At 72.9% G+C, this 18,899-nt stretch carries 16 protein-coding genes; 8 read left to right on the top strand and 8 right to left on the bottom strand.

The annotated features are described in order from the left end of the window. Positions 1-93: 93 nt before the first annotated feature. Positions 94-1,767, bottom strand: coding sequence for a LuxR family transcriptional regulator (locus K1X13_RS19210; RefSeq protein ID WP_225914988.1), 1,674 nt, complete (start codon positions 1,765-1,767; stop codon positions 94-96). A gap of 60 nt (positions 1,768-1,827) precedes the next feature. Then, complete coding sequence (locus K1X13_RS14975) at positions 1,828-3,147, bottom strand: PP2C family protein-serine/threonine phosphatase (protein WP_221025820.1); 1,320 nt, start codon at positions 3,145-3,147, stop codon at positions 1,828-1,830. A 153-nt stretch (positions 3,148-3,300) separates the two neighbouring features. On the opposite strand from K1X13_RS14975, the gene K1X13_RS14970 reads away from it, so the two are divergent. Next, positions 3,301-3,708: a VOC family protein gene (locus K1X13_RS14970; protein WP_221025819.1), complete on the top strand. Its 408-nt coding sequence runs from the start codon at positions 3,301-3,303 to the stop codon at positions 3,706-3,708. Between the two features lie 83 nt (positions 3,709-3,791). Here the strand turns inward: K1X13_RS14970 and K1X13_RS14965 are convergent, their stop codons facing one another. Next, positions 3,792-4,868, bottom strand: a complete 1,077-nt coding sequence (locus K1X13_RS14965) for a DNA polymerase domain-containing protein (protein WP_221025818.1) — start codon at positions 4,866-4,868, stop codon at positions 3,792-3,794. 157 nt (positions 4,869-5,025) lie between these two features. Here K1X13_RS14965 and K1X13_RS14960 point away from each other — a divergent pair, with 157 nt between their 5' ends. Both K1X13_RS14960 and msrB read left to right on the top strand, forming a co-directional pair. Further along, on the top strand, positions 5,026-7,416 hold the full coding sequence (locus tag K1X13_RS14960) for a DUF8508 domain-containing protein (protein ID WP_221025817.1): 2,391 nt from the start codon (positions 5,026-5,028) through the stop codon (positions 7,414-7,416). Positions 7,417-7,506: 90 nt separating this feature from the next. Beyond that, positions 7,507-7,914: a peptide-methionine (R)-S-oxide reductase MsrB gene (gene msrB, locus K1X13_RS14955; RefSeq protein ID WP_221025816.1), complete on the top strand. Its 408-nt coding sequence runs from the start codon at positions 7,507-7,509 to the stop codon at positions 7,912-7,914. A 132-nt stretch (positions 7,915-8,046) separates the two neighbouring features. On the opposite strand, the gene hemQ is transcribed toward msrB, so the two are convergent. Together hemQ and hemG are read right to left on the bottom strand one after the other, a co-directional pair. After that, positions 8,047-8,763, bottom strand: a complete 717-nt coding sequence (gene hemQ, locus K1X13_RS14950; RefSeq protein WP_221025815.1) for a hydrogen peroxide-dependent heme synthase — start codon at positions 8,761-8,763, stop codon at positions 8,047-8,049. Next, on the bottom strand, positions 8,756-10,204 hold the full coding sequence (gene hemG, locus K1X13_RS14945) for a protoporphyrinogen oxidase (RefSeq protein ID WP_221025814.1): 1,449 nt from the start codon (positions 10,202-10,204) through the stop codon (positions 8,756-8,758). The genes hemQ and hemG overlap by 8 nt, the downstream gene beginning before the upstream one ends. Positions 10,205-10,321: 117 nt before the next feature. On the opposite strand from hemG, the gene K1X13_RS14940 reads away from it, so the two are divergent. Further along, entirely contained in the window at positions 10,322-11,275 is a 954-nt protein-coding gene (locus K1X13_RS14940; protein ID WP_221025813.1) for a DUF4349 domain-containing protein, read from the top strand. A 19-nt stretch (positions 11,276-11,294) separates the two neighbouring features. On the opposite strand, the gene hemE is transcribed toward K1X13_RS14940, so the two are convergent. After that, positions 11,295-12,347, bottom strand: coding sequence for a uroporphyrinogen decarboxylase (hemE, locus tag K1X13_RS14935; protein WP_308249568.1), 1,053 nt, complete (start codon positions 12,345-12,347; stop codon positions 11,295-11,297). A 69-nt stretch (positions 12,348-12,416) separates the two neighbouring features. On the opposite strand from hemE, the gene K1X13_RS14930 reads away from it, so the two are divergent. Continuing rightward, positions 12,417-13,016 (top strand): DUF3000 domain-containing protein, encoded by a 600-nt coding sequence (locus K1X13_RS14930; RefSeq protein WP_221025811.1) that lies wholly within the window; start codon positions 12,417-12,419, stop codon positions 13,014-13,016. Next, on the top strand, positions 13,016-14,383 hold the full coding sequence (locus K1X13_RS14925; protein ID WP_221025810.1) for an HRDC domain-containing protein: 1,368 nt from the start codon (positions 13,016-13,018) through the stop codon (positions 14,381-14,383). Before K1X13_RS14930 ends, K1X13_RS14925 begins: the two co-directional genes overlap by 1 nt. Before the next feature lie 40 nt (positions 14,384-14,423). On the opposite strand, the gene K1X13_RS14920 is transcribed toward K1X13_RS14925, so the two are convergent. Next, a complete protein-coding gene (locus tag K1X13_RS14920; protein ID WP_221025809.1) occupies positions 14,424-15,752 on the bottom strand; it encodes an ABC transporter substrate-binding protein in 1,329 nt (442 codons plus the stop codon). A gap of 203 nt (positions 15,753-15,955) precedes the next feature. Here K1X13_RS14920 and K1X13_RS14915 point away from each other — a divergent pair, with 203 nt between their 5' ends. Continuing rightward, positions 15,956-16,840, top strand: a complete 885-nt coding sequence (locus K1X13_RS14915) for a hypothetical protein (RefSeq protein ID WP_221025808.1) — start codon at positions 15,956-15,958, stop codon at positions 16,838-16,840. 51 nt (positions 16,841-16,891) lie between these two features. Here K1X13_RS14915 and K1X13_RS14910 read toward each other — a convergent pair whose 3' ends face one another. After that, positions 16,892-17,752, bottom strand: coding sequence for an aldo/keto reductase (locus tag K1X13_RS14910; RefSeq protein WP_221025807.1), 861 nt, complete (start codon positions 17,750-17,752; stop codon positions 16,892-16,894). A 38-nt stretch (positions 17,753-17,790) separates the two neighbouring features. Here K1X13_RS14910 and K1X13_RS14905 point away from each other — a divergent pair, with 38 nt between their 5' ends. Next, on the top strand, positions 17,791-18,897 hold the full coding sequence (locus K1X13_RS14905; protein WP_308249567.1) for an FUSC family protein: 1,107 nt from the start codon (positions 17,791-17,793) through the stop codon (positions 18,895-18,897). Positions 18,898-18,899: the final 2 nt, after the last annotated feature.

The raw sequence follows: 18,899 nt of genomic DNA, 5'->3' as shown, positions 1-18,899 counted from the left end.
GCGGATGACACGACCCTAGGAAGCCGACCCGCTCGGCGCATCGGCGAAGCCACCCACGACCTGGCAGGGGTCCACGTGGGTGGAACGGCCCACTCAGAGGAGGTCGGACTCGTAGGCGAGCGCGGTCGCCGCCGCACGCGAGGAGACGCCCAGCTTCGCGAAGATGTTGCTCACGTGCCGGTCGACCGTCCTCTCGCTGAGACCCAGCTCCACGCCGACCGAGCGGTTGGTCAGACCCCGCGCGACGAGCCGGAGCACCTGGAGCTCGCGGCCGGTCAGGAGGCGGTCTGCCGCGGCCTCTCGACCCCGGTCCGGGCCGTCCAGGGCCTTCACGTCGGCCCTCGCGCCGAGTCCCTCGAGAGCCGCGCGTGCCGCCTCGAGCTCGAACCTGGCCCCTTCCTCGTCCCCCAGCACACGCCGCGCGCGGGCGATCAGGACACCGGTCCGGGCCAGGTCGTAGGCCGCCTCGAGCGCGCGGAACCCGGAGCTCGCACGGCGCAGCGGCGCCAGCGCGGCGCGCGCGTCACCGTCGGCCAGCACCACGGCTCCGGTCGCCCGGTCGGAGACGGCGGCAAGCATCGGAGAGCCCAGCGCCCGTGCCGCCTCGACCAGCTCGGCGCAGGCCGCACGAGCCGCCGGTACGTCGCCGACAGCCAGCATGATCTCCACGCACGCCGCAAGCAGCTGAGGGCGGCTCACCAGGGCGTCCGCCTCGGCAAGAGCCCGGTCGATCCCATGCACCGCCGCATCGTGCCTGCCCTGGGCCAGCCGGAGCAGCGCGAGCCCGGGTTGCGGGTCCCTTCCGTGGTTGCTGGCCTCCCGGTAGTGCCGCTCCGCGTCGTCGAAGCGCCCACGGAGCCGGAGCAGCTCCCCCTGCTGGTAGATCGCGGCTCCGAGCGACGGCTGGACGGCCGGCGAGGACAGCCGCTTCCGGGCGAGCCCGGCCTGGGCCATCGCCTCGACCCAGGCACCCTTCAGCTGCAGGAACTCCGCGCGGTGGACCAGGCAGAGTCCGGCGTAGGGCACGAGGTCGGGCTGGGTGTCGCACCAGCGGCCGAACGCCGCGGTCCAGGCCTGGCCCCGGCGTACGTCGAGCACGTCGTGGCAGGCGTCGATGGCGGTGCAGAAGCTGTCGCCCACCACGACCGGCGACGTCTCCCCCGCGACGACCGCCACCATCGCCTCGTCGAGCAGGCGCACCCCCCGGGACACGTCTCCCCGGAAGATGAGCACGCGTCCCAGGGCGAGCCGGGCGAGCGCCGACAGGTCCGGGTCTCCGCACGCGTCGGCGATCCGCACCGACCGGCCGAGATCGTTCTCCGCCCTCGGGAGGTCCGCGGTGAAGACGGCCAGGAGCCCGGTCAGGTAGAAGAGACTCGCGTACTCGGTCGAGATGTCCGGCGCCTCACGCACCAGCCGCTCAAGCCGGGCGATCCAGCCGTCGGCGCTCGGCAGGTCGCCCGCGTTGAGCAGGCGGAACCCCAGCCAGAACGCACACCTCGCGGTCCCGCTGCGGTCCTTCGACGCCAGGTAGCGCTGATGGGCACGCCGCCAGGCGTCGTCGCTCGTCTCGTCCTCGCCGGACAGGAACGACGCGACCGCCAGCCTCTCCAGGTCCGCCACGTCCAGGGGCGTCGTGGCGTCGCACGCCGTCAGCAGGTCTCTGGCCTCGCGCCACGCGTGATGCTCGTAGCAACGGCGGCCCCGCTCCAGCCGCTCATCGCCCCCGTCGTGGAAGGGCGTGGGCATGCTCACGTCGCCGCCCATGCCCTCAAGATACGACGCCGGTCCGGCCGCGTCACCGGACGCACCCGGAGGCGGGCACGCTCAGGGGAGAGGCTGGCTCGCCCGCCCCGGCTCGGCGCCGTGGATGCTGCCGCGGTCGCGGCCGTGCCCGCCGTGCCAGTCCAGGCAGAGGACGGTGGCGTCGTCACTGAGGGCGTGGCCGGTCGCATCCAGCACGCGGTCCGCCAGCGCGCGAACCGCCTCTCGCGGGTGGAGCAGCCGTGTCTCGGTGATCGCTGCGGGAAGGTCGAGGTCGGCGGCGTTGCGCTCGAGCATCCCGTCCGTGACCAAGACGAACCGGTCGCCGGGCTCCAGGTGCACACGGCTGCCGCGATAGGTGCTGTCGAGGAACAGCCCGAGCGGGAAGTCGACGGGCAGCTCCACGGCGGAGACGCGTGAGCCGCGAGCGAGGTACGGGGCGACGTGCCCGGCATTGACCAGCTCCATGGCTCCGGTGCGCAGGTCGACGCGGCCGATCAGTCCCGTCACGTAGTCCTCGAGCATGCCGACGGCGGCATGCTCGGCCAGGGCCAGGTTGGCCGCGGTGACCTGGTCGAGCAGCGACAGGCCCTCGTTGCGGGTGTTGCGGAGACTCCCCACACACAGCGTGGCGTTCAGGGCAGCACCCACACCGTGACCCATCGCGTCGGTCAACGACAGGTGCAGCACGTCGCGCGCCAAGCTGAAGTCGAACGTGTCGCCGGCGATGCCCGCTGCCGGCTCCAGCCAGCCGGAGAGCGTGAAGGACCCGGCCTCACAGGTCTGGGGTCCGGCGAGCAGCCGGTGCTGGATCTCCGCCGACAGGCTGAGCGGTCGGGTGCGCTGCCCCCACTCGTACAGGTCGGTGTGGCGTCGGTTGGCGATCACCACGAACGCGAGCAGGTGCGCGAGCTGCGCGATCTCGCGCACCGTCTCGCCGTCGGGCTCCTCCGGAAGGCACAGCTCCAACAGGCCGATGGCCTCGCCGCGCGAGGTCACGGGCGCGAGCACCATCCACTGGTCCGGACGACCGGGGACCTCAGGCTGCTGGTCGGGTCCGAGAACGCGCACCTCCTGCGTGCGCACCGCCTGCTCCACCGCTCCGCCGTCGAACGCCATCACCGTCGCGGACTCCTCGACATCGCGCCGTTCGCCCTCTGCGAGGCGCCTGCTGTTGCGGGGGGCCCCCGCGGCCGGCAGCCGGACGTGCGCGAGACGGACCATGGCCCGCCCTGACAGGTCGGCGATGAGGAAGGACGCCGACGTGGCTCCCAACGCGCGACGGAGCTCGCTCGTCACCGCCTCGACCGCCTCGACCGGCGAGGCGGCCTCCGCAGCGTCCAGCACGCTCGCCACAGCTCTGAGCCCCCTTCCCCGCTCCATTGCCGGAGTCTAGGCGCGATCACGCCCCTCTCCCAGGGCCCTTGGACCCGCGTCGGACCGGCGTGGGCCACCACTCGGACGGACTCCCTCGTCCCTCTCGACGCGACACCGCGGGGGCCGATGAGTTTCGACTGCTCGGCAGGTCCATAGGTCATGACACACACGACGCACAGCCCGACAACCGTCTCGAACATCGGCGTGGCCATGTTCGCGGTGGCCGACCAGGACGCGGCCCTCGCCTTCTACACCGAGAAGCTCGGCTTCGAGGTGCGCAGTGACACCCGGTTCGGGGAGCACGACGAGATGCGCTGGTTGGAGGTGGCCCCGCCCGGGTCGCGGGCGCGGCTAGCGCTCAATCCGCCGATGGGTGGCGAGCCTGGCGGCGGCTCGATCGGTGTGGAGACCCCTGACGTGCTGTCCGAGCACGCGCGCCTGAGCGCCATCGGCGGCATCGACCTCGATCCGGAGCCGATGCGCACACCCGGGGCACCACTCATGTTCATGCTGCGAGACCCGGACGGCAACCACATCGCCGTGGTCGAGGAGCCACCGGCCTCGTAGCTGCCCCGGGACCCGTCCATGGCCGGTCGGCCAGCGGTCTTCCGCACCGCCGGCCGTCGGGCGTGCACGGCGCTCCTGGCCTCTCAGCCTCCGTCCGGGCTCTCCCAGTTCGCGGCGTTCTTGCGGCTCGGCTGGACCCTGGGCGGCTCGCCCGGCATCTTCGGGTAGTCGGGCGGGTACGGCATGTCCCCGAGCCCCGCCTCCTCGTCCCGGGCGTAGAGCTCGAGCAGCGGCTCGAGCGAGTGGTGCTCGTCGTCGATCGCCTCGTGCAGGTCGCCGACCTCGGCGAACCGCGCGGGCACCGTGTGCAGGTTGAACGCCTTCGGGTCGACGTCGGGGAGCTCCTCCCAGGTCACCGGCGTCGACACCGGCGCGCCCTCGATCGGCCGCAGGCTGTAGGCGCTCGCGATCGTGCGGTCGCGGGAGTTCTGGTTGTAGTCGACGAAGATGTTCTGCCCGCGCTCCTCCTTCCACCACTTCGTGGTGACCCTGGGGGTACGGCGCTCGAGCTCGCGCCCGAACGCGATCGCGGCGTGCCGGACGTCGGTGAAGGTCCACCGCGGCTCGATCCGCACGTAGACGTGCACACCCCGGTTGCCGCTCGTCTTCGGGAAACCGCGCATCCCGAGGTCCTCGAGCAGCTCGCGCGCCGCTCCCGCGACCCGCACCGCGTCCGCGAAGTCCGTCCCCGGCTGCGGGTCGAGGTCGATCCGCAGCTCGTCGGGGTGGTCGACGTCCGCGGCACGCACCGGCCACGGGTGGAAGGTCAGCGTGCCCATCTGCGCCGCCCACGCGACGACGGCCGGCTCGGTCGGGCAGACCTCGTCCGCGTGACGGCCCGACGGGAACATGATCCGGGCGGTGTCGACGTACGACGGGGCTCCCCGCGGGACGCGCTTCTGGTAGAACGCGTCGCCGTGCGGGTCCTCCCGGGTGGAGCGCACGATGCCCTCGTACACGCCCTTCGGCCAGCGCTCGAGCGTGGTGGGCCGGTGGTCGAGGGCGCGGAGGATGCCCGGCGCCACGGCGAGGTAGTACTCCACCACCTGCAGCTTCGTGACCTCCGCGGACCACGCGGTCGCCTGGTAGATCACCCGGTCGGGGTTGGAGACGCGCAGCGTGCGCCCGGCTGCGTCGATCTCGGTCGCGGGACTGGCCATGACCTCAAATCTAGGCGGGCCGTCCAGCCCCCGGAGACAAACCGGGGAGGCCGGGCGAAACTATGGCGAAAGCGTCGCCTCGGTCGGGGAGTTTACCTAAGGTGACCTGTGTCTCGGGAATCACTCCCGGACCACTCGCACCCACGGAGGAACCCTCGTGTCCCGTCCTACCCGGACAGCCCTCACCGGTGTCGCCTCGGCGCTGATCGCCGCGGGCACCATCGCCCTTCCGTCCGCCCCCGCCACCGCCGTCTCGGCCGACGTCGTCATCTCCGAGGTCTACGGAGGCGGCGGCAACAGCGGCGCCACCTACCGCAACGACTTCGTCGAGCTGCACAACACCGGCAGCGTCCCGGTCTCCGTCGACGGCTGGACGGTCCAGTACGCCAGCGCCACCGGCACCTCCTGGCAGCGGACCCCGCTCACCGGCACCATCGCGCCGGGCCAGCGCTACCTGGTCCAGGAGGCGAAGGGCTCCGGCGGTACGACGGACCTGCCCACGCCCGACGCCGTCGGCACGATCGCGATGTCCGGCAGCAACGGCAAGGTCGCGCTCGTCCAGAGCGGCACCGCCCTCTCCGGCTGCTACCCCGCCTGCGCCACCGCGTCGGGTGTGAAGGACTTCGTCGGCTACGGCACCGCCAACGAGTACGAGGGCCCCGGCGCCGCCCCCGGCCTCGACAACACGACCGCCGCCGCGCGACGGGGCACCGACACCGACGACAACCAGCTGAACTTCATCGCCCGTGACCCCTCACCGGTCAGCAGCACCGGCGGCGAGGAGCCGCCCCCGCCCCCGCCGCCGCTCGAAGGCCTCCAGATCCACGACGTCCAGGGGGCCGCGCACCTCTCCCCCGTCGCCGGCGCGACCGTCGCCCGGGTGCCGGGTGTCGTCACCGCCACCAAGTCCGACGGTTTCTGGATGCAGTCGGAGACCCCCGACGACGACGTCGCCACCAGTGAGGGCGTCTTCGTCTACCGACCCTCCAGCACGCCGGCCGTGGGCACCCGCGTGACGGTCACCGGCGACGTCACCGAGTTCCGGCCCGGCGGGGCGACCGGCACCAACCTGACCACCACCGAGATCGCCGGGTCCCCGCTGGTCACGGTCGTCGGCACCGCGCCGGCGCAGCCCGCGACCACGATCGTCGGCCCGGGCGGCCGCGTGCCCCCGACGGCGGTCATCGACGACGACGCGACCGGCTCGGTCGAGACCTCCGGCAGCTTCGACGCCACCACCGACGGCATCGACTTCTGGGAGTCGATGGAGGGCATGGTCGCCGGCATCGAGCAGGCCCGGGTCGTCGGCCCCACCTCCCGCTTCGGCGAGACCCCCGTGGTCCCCGCCGGCGCCACCCAGCACACCGCCCGCGGCGGCGTCTACGTCAGCGCCGGCGACTTCAACCCCGAGCGGATCCTCGTCGACGACCTCCTGTCGGCGCCCGCGACCGCGACCACCGGGGACGGCTTCGCCGGTACGACGGTCGGGGTGGTCGACTACGGCTTCGCGAACTTCAAGCTCCAGCCCTGGACCACGCCGACCGTCGTGCCGGGCGGCCTCCAGCGCGAGACCACCGCCGCCGCCGGCGCGAAGGAGTTCTCGCTGGCGTCGTACAACGTGGAGAACCTCGACGCGCTCGACCCGCAGGAGAAGTTCGACGCGCTCGCGGCGCAGATCGTCGGGAACCTGAAGGCCCCCGACGTGGTGGGTCTCGAGGAGGTCCAGGACAACGACGGACCGGTGATGTCCGGCTCGTCCGCGGCCGACCAGACCCTCGACCGGCTCGTCGCCGCGATCACCGCGGCCGGCGGCCCGACGTACGACTGGCGCCAGATCGACCCGGTCTACAACCGTGAGGGCGGCGAGCCGGGCGGCAACATCCGGGTGGCGTTCCTGTTCCGCACCGACCGCGGCGTGCAGTTCGTCGACCGCGGCGAGGCGACCTCGACGACGCCGGCGAGCGTGTACACCGACGCCGACGGCGACGCGCACCTGACCACGTCCCCGGCCCGGGTGGCCCCGGACTCCCCCGCCTGGGACGGCAGCCGCGTCCCGCTGGTCGGCGAGTTCGTCTGGAACGACAAGACGTTCTTCGTGGTCGCCAACCACTTCGGCTCCAAGGGCGGCGACGACCCGCTGTTCGGCCGGTGGCAGCCCGCCGAGCGCAGCTCCGAGGTCAAGCGGCACCAGCAGGCGCGGGAGGTCCGGGCGTTCGTCGACGAGCTGCTCGCGGCCAACAAGAACAGCCGCGTCGCGGTGCTCGGCGACATCAACGACTTCCAGTTCTCCGAGACCGTCGACATCCTCGTCGGCTCGGGCGAGGGAGCGCTGACCGACCTGCCGCGCACGCTGCCGGCCGACGAGCAGTACACCTACGTGTACGAGGGCAACAGCCAGGTGCTCGACCACATCCTGCTGTCGTCGCGGTTCGTCAGGGACACCTACGCCTACGACATCGTGCACGTGAACGCGGAGTTCAACGACCAGATCTCCGACCACGACCCGCAGGTGGTCCGGCTCGGGAACCCCAACCAGTTCAAGAAGTAGCGCGCGACGGGTAGCCGCCGTGCGGTGACCGGGGCCGGTCCCTCCTTCGCGGAGGGGCCGGCCCTTGTCGTTGCTCGGTAGCCTGGGCCCATGGGTTACCAGGTCTCCAAGAGCGACGAGGAGTGGCGCGAGCAGCTCTCCCCCGACGAGTACGCCGTGCTGCGCCAGGCCGGCACCGAGCGCCCCCACACCGGGGAGTACACCGACAGCAAGGAGGTCGGGGTCTACCGCTGCCGGGCCTGCCAGGCGGAGCTGTTCCGGTCGGAGACGAAGTTCGACTCCCACTGCGGCTGGCCGTCGTTCTACGCGCCGCTCGCCGAGGACCGGGTCGAGTACATCGAGGACGGCTCGCTCGGGATGAAGCGCGTCGAGGTGCGCTGCGCGAGCTGCGGCTCGCACCTGGGCCACGTCTTCGAGGGCGAGGGGTACGGCACGCCGACCGACCAGCGCTACTGCATCAACTCGATCAGCCTGACGCTGGAGCCCGGCGAGGCCTGAGCCCCTCCGGGCAGGCAGCCGGTCGGACGTGCAGTCGCCGCGCCGTACGCCGCCCGCCGAGCGGTGACCAGCCACGGAGCCGCCTCGAGTGCACGTCCGAGCGGCGCCCGGTCAGCGGTCGGACGCGACGGGTCAGGGCAGCTCGGTGAGCAGCTCGGTCGGGGTACGGCGGCGCCCGGTGTAGAACGGCACCTCCTCACGCACGTGACGCCGGGCGTCGGAGGCGCGCAGGTGCCGCATCAGGTCCACGATCCGGGAGAGGTCGTTGGCCTCGAACGCCAGCAGCCACTCGTAGTCGCCGAGCGCGAACGACGCCACCGTGTTCGCCCGCACGTCGGGGTAGCCGCGCGCCATCATGCCGTGCTCGGCGAGCATCCGGCGACGCTCCTCGTCCTCGAGCAGGTACCACTCGTAGGACCGCACGAACGGGTAGACGCAGACGTAGTCGCGGGGCTCCTCGTCGGCGAGGAACGCCGGGATGTGGCTCTTGTTGAACTCCGCGGGACGGTGCAGCGCCATCTGCGACCACACCGGGTCCAGCCGGGAGCCGAACGCCGTACGGCGGAACCGGTGGTAGGCGCGCTGGAGGTCGTCGGAGTCCTCGGCGTGCCACCACACCATGAGCTCGGCGTCGGCGCGCAGGCCCGAGACGTCGTACAGCCCGCGGACCGTCACGTCGGAGGCGGCGAGCTCCTCGAACAGCTTCTCGACCTCGTTGGCCTCGGCCGCGCGGTCGCCGTCCCCGATCACGTCACGCAGGTGGAACACCGACCACATCGTGTACCGGATCGTGTCGTTGAGGTCCTTGGCTGCCTTCCCCTGGTGGGGGCGCTTGACGGCTTCAGTCATGGGTCCATTCTCCCTGTTCGTCCAAGGCGTCGAGCACCTGGGTGGCGGCGAGCTCCGCCGACGCGACGCAGGCCGGGATGCCGAGCCCGTCGTACGCCGCGCCGCACACCGCGAGCCCCGGGACCTTCGCCACCGAGGCGCGCACGCGGCGGACGCGGTCGACGTGGCCGACGGCGTACTGGGGCAACCCGCCGCCCCACCGCTGCACGTGCCAGTCCACCGGCCGCACCGACAGCCCGACGGCGGCGCTGAGGTCCTCGAGCGCCAGCTGCACCAGCTCCTCGTCCTCGACCTGGAGCACGTGCTCCTCGCGGTGCCGGCCGATCGAGCAGCGCATCACGAGCAGGTCCTCGCCGCGGTCGGCGCCGCGCCCGGCCTCGGCGACCCACCCCCACTTGGCGAAGGAGTACGTCGCGGCCTTGATGTCGCGCTTGTCGACCGGCGGCACCAGGAAGCCCGAGCCCTCGGTGGCCGGGAAGTCGCGGCGCCGGAAGGCCATCGTGATCACGGCCATCGACGCGTACTCGACCCGCGCCAGCTCCAGGGTCGCGTCGGGCACCACGTCGCTGAGCAGCCGGGCGGTGGCGCGGGCGGGTGTGGCCAGGACGACGGCCTCGGCCTGCACGACCTCCGGGTCGTGCGCGGAGCCCACCACGAGGTTCCAGCCGCCGCCGCTGCGCCGGGCCAGGTCGCGCACGGTGGCGTCGGTGCGGACGTCGACGTCCGCGGAGGCGGCCACGGCGGCCGGCAGCTGGCCGAGCCCGCCGACGAGGCCGGCGAACACGGGAACGTCGGAGGTGGCGGCGGTGGCCTGGGCGGCCGCCTTGAGCATGGACTTGTCGCGGTCGAGCAGCGCGACGACCTGGGGCACGGCGGCCCGTGCCGAGATCTCGCGGGCATGGCCGGCGTACACGCCGCCGAGCAGCGGCTCGACGAGCCGGTCCACGACCTCCTTGCCGAAGCGCTCCTCGATCAGCCAGCCCACGCTGACGTCCTGCTCCCCGAGCCGGGTCGCGGGCATGACCGCGTCCAGGGCGGCGCGGGCCAGCCCGGAGCGGGAGATCACCCCGCTCTCCGCGAGGGCGCGGGCGTCGGTCGGCACGCCCATCAGGGTGGGCGGCATCGGCACCATCGCGCCGCGAGTCCACAGGTTCGCCTTGATCGTGTCGGGGTGCACGAGCCGGTCGGCCAGCCCGGCGGCGCGGGCCAGCGAGGTGGCCTCCGGGCGGCGGTTGAGCATCGACTCCGCCCCCACGTCGACGGTGATCCCGGCGACCTCGCCGAGCGCGAGCTTGCCGCCGATGGCCGGGGACGACTCGAGCACGGTGACCCGCAGGCCGGGCGCCCGTCGCTTCAGCGAGGCGGCCGCGGCGAGCCCGGAGATGCCACCGCCGACCACGACGACGTGCGGCGGCGCGGGAGCGGCGGGTCTGGGGGTCACGGTCACAGATTGGCAAACCCACGGACACAACTCCAACTCGGCGGAACCGCGGCGACATGGGGTGCGTCACAGTGCCAGAGAAGGGTCGGTCCCGGCCCCCCGACCGGAGGTGCTGCGATGAGACCCACCAGGCACGGTTCCACCACCCGACGGCTGCGCGCGGCGGCCGCGGTCCTGCTGCTCGGTGCACTCGTCGCCGGCTGCTCCGGCGGCAGCGAGTCGATGTCGGCGGACAGCGGCGGGGCCGTGGCCCAGGACGGCGTCGTCGGGCTCGGCCGGGAGTCGATGGGCACCGGCGCCGGCGGCTCCGACAGCGCGCGGACCCCCGCCGCCCGCACCGTGGCGCAGACCCGCGCGGTGATCAGGACCGGCCGTGTCTCGGTGGTCAGCCCGGACCTCGACGAGCTCCGCGGCCAGGTCGACGACCTGCTGCTCACCGTCGGCGGCACGATCGACAACGAGCAGACCTCGCACGACCGGAAGGGCGAGGTCGAGCGCTCGGTGCTCGTGCTCCGCGTGCCGGTCGACGAGTTCGCCGCGGTGATGACCGCGCTCGAGGACCTCGGCACCATGCGGTTCTCGGACTCCACGTCCAAGGACGTGACCACCGAGGTCATCGACGTCGAGGAGCGCGTGCAGACGCTGCAGAACAGCCTCGACCGGCTCCAGCGGTTCCAGAGGGCGGCGACGAACATCGACGACCTGATCGCCTTCGAGGACCAGATCACCGAGCGCGAGCAGGAGCTCAGCTCGCTCCAGGCGCAGCAGGCCTACCTGGCCGACAAGACCTCGATGGCGACGATCAGCCTGACCCTGACGCTCCCGGAGAAGGTCGTCGCTCCCCCCGGACCCCTCGACGACGCCGGCTTCCTGGCGGGGCTGCGTAACGGCTGGGAGGCCCTGGAGGACGCGGTCGTCGTGTCGCTCACCGTGGTCGGCGCGGTGCTGCCCTTCGCGGTGGTGCTGGCGCTGGTCGGCGTGCCGGTGTGGCTGCTGGTGCGCAGCACGGCGCGACGGCGTACGACGACGGCGGTGCCGGCCGGACCGGCGGAACCCGCCGACCGGGACTGAGCCGGCCGGAGCCGATCCGTCAGCGGGCCGAGTGCTCGTGGACGAAGTCGGTGAGCCGCGCGAGCTGGTCGGGGTCGGTGGAGGGCATCACGCCGTGCCCGAGGTTGAAGATGTGGCCCGGCGCGGAGCGGCCCCGCTCCAGCACGTCCGCGGCGCGCTCCAGCATCACCTCGGTGGGCGCGAACACCAGCGAGGGGTCCAGGTTGCCCTGCACGACGCGGCCGCCGACGCGGCGTACGCCCTCGTCGAGCGGCACCCGCCAGTCGACGCCGACCACGTCGGCCCCGGCCTCACCCATCAGCCCGAGCAGCTCGCCGGTGCCGACGCCGAAGTGGATCCGCGGGACGCCGAGCGTCCCGGCGTGCGCGAGGACCTCCGAGGAGTACGGCATCACGTAGCGCCGGTAGTCGGCGGGCGCCATCGCGCCGGCCCAGGAGTCGAAGAGCTGGACGGCGGAGGCGCCGGCGTCGACCTGGACCTGGAGGTACGCCGCGGAGATGCCGGCGATCTTGCGCATCAGCGCGTCCCACACGTCGGGGGCGCCGAACATCATCGCCTTGGTCTTGGCGTGCTCCTTGGACGGGCCGCCCTCGACGAGGTACGACGCCACGGTGAACGGCGCACCGGCGAAGCCGATCAGCGGGGTCGCGCCGAGCTCGCCGACGAGCCGCTGCACGGACTCGGTGACGAACGAGACGTGCCCGGGGGTGAGGTCAGGGATCGCGGCGACGTCCTCAAGGGTGGCCACCGGCTTCGCGACGACCGGGCCCACCCCGGGCACGATGTCGAGGTCCACACCGACCGCCTTGAGCGGCAGCACGATGTCGGAGAAGAAGATCGCGGCGTCGACGCCGTACCGGCGCACCGGCTGCATCGTGATCTCGACGACGAGGTCGGGCCGCATGCACGACTCGAGCATCGCGACGCCCTGGCGGACCTTGCGGTACTCCGGCAGCGAACGGCCTGCCTGGCGCATGAACCACACCGGGGTGTGCGGCACCTCCTCCCCACGGGCGGCGCGGAGGAAGGCGGAGTCGTGGACGGCCGGATCGGTCGTGGAGGCTGCAGGCACGGGTCGATCTTCCCAGGTCAGGCGGCGAGTCGAGGCACCGGTCCTGGGAAAGCGGCTTAGCATGAGCCCATGGCCGCACGACAAGAGCCCCGTGTGGAGGCACCGACCACCCCCGAAGCATTTCGGGTCGCCGTCGACCAGATGCGCACCGCACGCCTCCGACCGGAGATCTTCTGTGAGGAGATGCCGGCGCCGCAACGCATCGCGCCGTACGCCTCCGCGCTCTCGGCCGACGTCACCGTCGACGGCGACGACGTCGGGACCGGGCGCATCGTGCTGCTGCACGACCCCGCGGGCAACGACGCGTGGGAGGGCACCTTCCGCTGCGTCGCCTACGCCCGCGCCGAGATCGACCCGGAGATGGCCAACGACCCGCTGCTCGGCGAGGTCGGCTGGTCCTGGCTGACCGAGGCGCTGACCGCACACGGTGCCGAGTACGCCGCGTCGTCCGGGACCGTGACCAAGGTGGCCTCCGAGAGCTTCGGGAGCATGTCCGAGGAGGGGGCGACCGCGCAGCTGGAGATCCGCGCCTCGTGGACCCCGGTCGGCGACATCTCCGACCATGTCGAGGCCTGGGGCGAGCTGCTCTGCACCGCCGCGGGCCTCCCGCCGGTGCCGGAGGGCGTCGCGCCGCTGCCCAGCCGCCGAGGACAGCGCGGCCGCCCCTGATGCACCGCTCAGACAACGGCAGCACCCCGCCCACCGCCGAGGACGACCCGGCGACCGGGGCGTCCGGCGCATCCGAGTCCGCGCCCGAGGAGGTGCGCGCCCCGCTGCTCGAGCTGCGTGACGGCCTCCCTCCGGTGATCGACACCGAGCCCGCCCTCGCCGAGGCGGTCGGGCTGTTCGGCGCCGGATCCGGACCGGTCGCGATCGACGCCGAGCGCGCGTCCGGCTACCGCTACTCCGCCCGCGCCTACCTGATCCAGCTGCGCCGCGAGGGCGCCGGCTCCGCGCTGGTCGACCCGATCTCGTTCGCGGACATGACCGCGCTCAACGACGCGCTCGACGGCGTCGAGTGGATCCTCCACGCCGCCACCCAGGACCTGCCCTGCCTCACCGAGCTCGGTCTCCGTCCCGCGTCGCTGTTCGACACCGAGCTCGCCGGCCGGCTGCTCGGCTACCCGCGCGTCGGCCTGGCCACGCTGGTGGAGACGATCGTCGGGCGCCGCATGCGCAAGGAGCACTCCGCGGTCGACTGGTCCACCCGGCCGCTGCCCGCACCGTGGCTGGAGTACGCCGCGCTCGACGTCGAGGTGCTGATCGAGCTGCGCGACGCGCTCGCCACCGAGCTCGACGAGACCGGCAAGACCGAGTGGGCACGCCAGGAGTTCGAGCACCTCGTCAACGCCGCTCCGTCGGGTCCGCGGCAGGACCCGTGGCGGCGCACCTCCGGCATGCACCGGGCCCGTGGCCGCCGGTCGCTGGCCGCGGTCCGCGAGCTGTGGCAGGCGCGCGACGCGATCGCTTCGCAGCGTGACGTGACGCCGGGCCGGATCATCCCCGACGCCGCGATCGTCGAGGCCGCCAACGCGCTGCCCCGCGACCGCGCCTCGCTGCTCGGGCTCAAGGGCTTCAAGGGCCGGGGGGCCGAACGCTACGCCGCCCAGTGGGTCGACGCGATCCGCCGCGCCCGGGCCATGCCCGACGACGAGCTGCCGCCCGTGGCCGCGCGGTACGACGGGCCGCCGCCGCCCCGTGCCTGGGTCGACCGTGACCCGGTGGCGGCGGCGCGGCTGAGCACTGCCCGCACCGAGCTCAGCGCCCGTGCGCACGGGCTCAAGCTGCCCGTCGAGAACCTGGTGACCCCGGACTACGTGCGCCGGGTGATGTGGGAGCCGCCGGACGCCGACGAGCGCGACCTGTCCGACGCGGTGGCCGACCGGCTGCGTGCGCTCGGCGCGCGCGAGTGGCAGGTCGAGCTCGCCACGGACCTACTCGTGAAGGCGATCGTCACGGCCGAGGCGACCGTGGACGAGCAGGCGCGCGAGTCCGCGGAGCAGAAGGCCGACGAGCAGGCGGCCCAGCGGCGGTAGCCGTTCCAGGCGCCATGGCGTCACGCCTCCGGCGCCGGGCTCACTCCTCCTCGGGAGCCAGGACCGCCTGCGACGTGGTGTCGATGTCCTCGAGCAGCACGTCGAGGTCGACCACAGGCCAGTAGAACAGCCGGTTCAGCATCGGCTCGACCCGTGCGTTCAAGGCCGGCCACTCGGTCACGAACGGCGTGGGCTGCGTCCGCCGTACGCCCTCGTTGAAGATGAAGGAGCTCTCCGGCGGCTTGCCCGGCTGGGAGAAGGCCGGCGAGTTCGCCACGCTCACGTTGGACGGCACGACGTAGCCGGGCGTGGACGTGATCGTCGCCCCCTCACGCCCCACCGCGAAGGCCAGGAAGTCCGCCGCCTCCTGCACGTGGTCGGTGCCCGAGGAGATGCAGTAGCCCGTCATGTCCGAGACCGTGCGGAACCGCCCGAGGCTGGGCAGCGGCATCACGTCGAAGTCGAGGTCCTCCTGGGCGCGCAGCGTGGGGGTGAGCGCGCGGGTGCCGAGGATCATGCCGAGGCGGCCCTGCCGGAAGCGGCTGAGCGCGTCCTCCTCCGCGAGCTCCGCGCGGGTCGGCGTGACCAGCGGGTCGCGGACCAGGGCCAGCACCTCCTCCAGCGCCTCGCGGGTGTCGCCCTCGGAGAGGGTGAGCGTGGTGGGGTCCTGGACGTCGTCGACGATGTCGGCACCTGCCGACCACACGAACGGCGCGAGCGCCCGCAGGGTGGGCTCGATGTAGACGCCCTTGCCCTTGACCCGGGACGCCTGACGGGCGGCCAGGCTGAACTCCTCCCAGGTCCAGCCGTCCTCGGCGTTCGGCGGCGTCTCCCCCTCCTCCACGAGCCGGGTCAGGTCGACGAGGTCCTTGTTGTAGTAGACGACCGTCGGGGAGACGTCGTGCGGCATGCACTGGAGCGCGTCCGAGGCGGCGAACGACTCGAGGCCGTCGCGCTGGTAGCCGTCGCCGAAGTCGAGGTCACGCTCCTCGAGCAGGCCGTCGACCGGCTGCACCATGTCCTGCTCGACGAGGGCGGGCAGGTGGTCGTGGTCGACGAGGAACACGTCGGGCGGGTTCCCCTCGGCGTAGGCCCGCTCGTAGGAGGCCATCGCGTCGGTGACGTCGGGGGCGCGCTTGACCTCGACGGTGATGCGGGGGTTGTTCTTGGTGAAGGAGCGCGCGAGCTCGTCGTAGGCCGCGATGCTGCCCCGGGAGCCGTAGACGGCGAAGGTCAGCGTGACCGGCTCGGCCGGCGGGTCCGAGGGGGACGCCGAGGCCGGCGAGGTGCCGGGGCTGCTCCCGGGCGCCTCCGCCGCCGGGCCGGTGCATCCGGCCGCCAGCGTGCACAGCACCAGAGCGCTCGTCACGACGTGCCGCCTGCGTGCCGCAGCCACCCGCACCCCTCCCTGCTCGTACTTCTCTGCCAGACCTCTGCACACCGTACCGGGACACGCACGCCGTTCAGCGCTCCATTCATGTGGCGTTGCCCCCACCAGCCCTAGGGTTTCCTCCAGCACCCGGTACGCCGGACCGGGTCTCTCGCACCTGACTCGGGAAGTAGGACCACGCCATGCGCCTCCAGCGTCGCCGCCACCGCCTCGGCCTCGCCGTCTCCGCCCTCGCCGTGGCGGCCGTCGCCACCGGCTGCTCCCCGTCGGGGGAGCTCGAGGTGACCCGGTCCCGCCCGACGGTCACCGTGGAGCCCGGGGACGGCGGGTCGGCGTCGCCGAGCCCGTCGCCCTCGGCGTCCGTGTCCTCCGCCCCGAGCACGTCCGCGGCACCGACGCCCTCCCCCACGCCCGTGGAGCAGGTGAGCCAGGAGCCGAGCCCGACCCCGTCGCAGTCCCCCGCGGCGCAGCAGGCGCCCGCGGCGGTCACCGTCGTGGCCCCGGAGGCGTCGGCGCCGATGCGGGCACGGCTGCTCACCGCCGAGGAGCTGCCCGGGTTCGACGAGGACTTCACCTGGACCACCGCCACCACGCGCACCAGCGAGGGCCGCAAGCCGTTCGGCACCTGCCACAAGTTCGCGATGACCTCGATCGGTGCCGGCGAGGTCGCGGTGCGCACCTTCACCCCCGCGACGGCGGCGGAGAAGGTCACCGCGAGCCAGCTGGTCGCGGACTTCGGCGACGAGATGAACGCGAAGCGGGCCTTCGAGGTTCTCAAGTCCTGGCGCGCCCAGTGCGACGAGGAGCTGAAGGGCTACGACCGTCGTGACGTCGGCGGGCTGACCACGGTCGACGTGTCCACCGGGGTCGGCGGCTGGTACCTGCTCACCTACGGCCCGGTCGAGGGGACGTCCGAGGAGACGTACTTCGACGCGCAGGGCATCACCCGGGTCGGCTCCCGGATCTCGGTGCTGCAGATGCGGCTGGCCGCGCAGGACTATGACTACCCCGCTGGCGAGGAGCCGATGGTCGCCGCGGTGCAGCGAGCGGCGACGAAGGCCGGCTGAGGCCGGGCGCGTGCGCGTCGCCGGGCGCCGTACGACGCCCGGCGACGCGGCTCACGCGGTGGCGTCGAGCCTCTCGAGGTCCTCGGGGGCGAGCACCAGGTCGGCGGCCTGCGCCGAGGCGGTGACCGACTCGGGACGGCTCGCGCCGGGGATCGGGATGACCACCGGGGACTGCGCGAGCTCCCACGCCAGGGCGACCTGCTGCGCGGTCGCGTCGTAGGTGCGACCGACCTCGGCGAAGACCGAGAACCGGTCGCCGAGCTGGCCCGCCTCGCTCATCCCGCCGAGCGGGCTCCACGGCAGGAACGCGATGCCGTACTTGTCGCACAGGTCGAGCTCGGGCTGCGAGCTGCGGAACTTCGGGGAGTACTGGTTCTGCACCGCGACCAGGCCGTCGCCGAGGATCTCGCGGGCCAGCTCGATCTGCGCGGGGTCGGCGTTGGAGATGCCGGCCCCGACGATCAGGCCGTCGTCGATGAGCTCCTTCAGGCCGCCGATGGTGTCCGCGTAGTCGACCTCGGGGTCGGGGCGGTGGTGCTGGTAGAGGCCGATCGCCTCGACGCCGAGCCGGCGCAGCGACCCCTCGCACGCCTTGCGGAGGTAGTCCGGGCGGCCGTTGAGCGTCCACTCCGTGCCCTCACGGGTGTGGCCGCCCTTGGTGGCGACGAGCACGTGCTCGCTGCCGGCGCCGTACGACCGCAGCGCCCGGGCGATCAGCTCCTCGTTGTGCCCGAAGGCGGCCTCGTCGACGGAGTACGCGTCGGCGGTGTCGATCAGGCTGACGCCCTCGTCGAGCGCCCGGTGGATGGTCCGGACCGCCAGGTCCTCGTCGTTGGTCTCCCGCACCGACATCGGCATTGCGCCGAGACCGATCGCGCTCACGTTGATGTCACCGAGTCGTCGCTGCTGCATGGCTCAACCATAGGGGTGGGTCTGGCAGCATCAAGCCTGTGAGTGTGCAGAGCGGACCGTTGGACCGGGCGTGGGCGGTGGGACGTACCTCGGCGCGTGCGCGGGTCGCGCGGCTGCGGTCGAAGGCGTGGCACATCGGGCAGGCCGCGGTCGCCGCGGCCGTCGCCTGGGTCGTGGCCAAGGAGCTGCTCGGCCACGAGATCCCGTTCTTCGCGCCGATCGCCGCGGTGGTCAGCCTCGGCACGAGCTACGGGCAGCGGCTGCGGCGTGTGGCCGAGGTCACGATCGGGGTGACCGTGGGCGTGTTCACGGCCGACCTGCTCGTGATGGCACTCGGCACCGGGTGGTGGCAGCTCGCCCTGGTGGTGGCGCTGGCGATGTCCGCGGCGTTCCTGCTCGACTCCAGCGGCCTGTTCGTGACCCAGGCGGCGGTGCAGTCGATCATCGTGGTGACCCTGCTGCCGGACCCCGGACAGGCGATGACCCGGTGGACCGACGCGCTCGTCGGCGGCTCCGTCGCGCTGCTCGCCGCGGCCGTGGTGCCGCGGGCGCCGCTGCGCCGTCCGAGGGAGCGCGCCGCGGTGGTGGTGCGCAAGATCGCCTCGCTGCTGCGGGCCGCCTCGGAGAGCGCCGTGGACGGCGACGTGGACCGCGCGCTCGACATGCTCGCCAACGCACGGACCACCGACCCGCTCATCCGCGAGATGCAGGCCGCCGCCGACGAGGGGCTCTCAGTGGTGGCGTCGTCCCCGTTCCGGCGGCGGCACAAGGGGCAGGTCCGCCGGATGGCCGAGCTCGTCGAGCCGATGGACCGGGCCATGCGCAACACCCGCGTTCTCGTGCGCCGGGTCGCAGTCGCCAACTACCACCGGCAGCCGGTGCCCGGGTCGTACGCGCTGCTGCTCAGGGACCTTGCGGACACCACCGACGAGATGGCGGCGGCGCTCGAGCGCGAGGAGATGGCCACCGAGCTGCGGGCGCCGCTGCTGCGCATCGCCGAGGGCACCGCGCAGGTGGAGCGCACCAGCGACCTGTCCGCTGACGTGGTCCTCGCGCAGATCCGCTCGATCATCGTCGACCTGCTCCAGCTGACCGGGATGGACGTCCTCGAGGCAACCGACGCCATCCCGCCCGCGCGGTCGTAGTC

The organism is Nocardioides jiangsuensis, from assembly GCF_019679455.1.
GTDB lineage: Bacteria > Actinomycetota > Actinomycetes > Propionibacteriales > Nocardioidaceae > Nocardioides_C > Nocardioides_C jiangsuensis.
The sequence above is the reverse complement of the archived record's forward strand: the minus strand, read 5'-3'. Positions and strand labels throughout refer to the sequence as shown.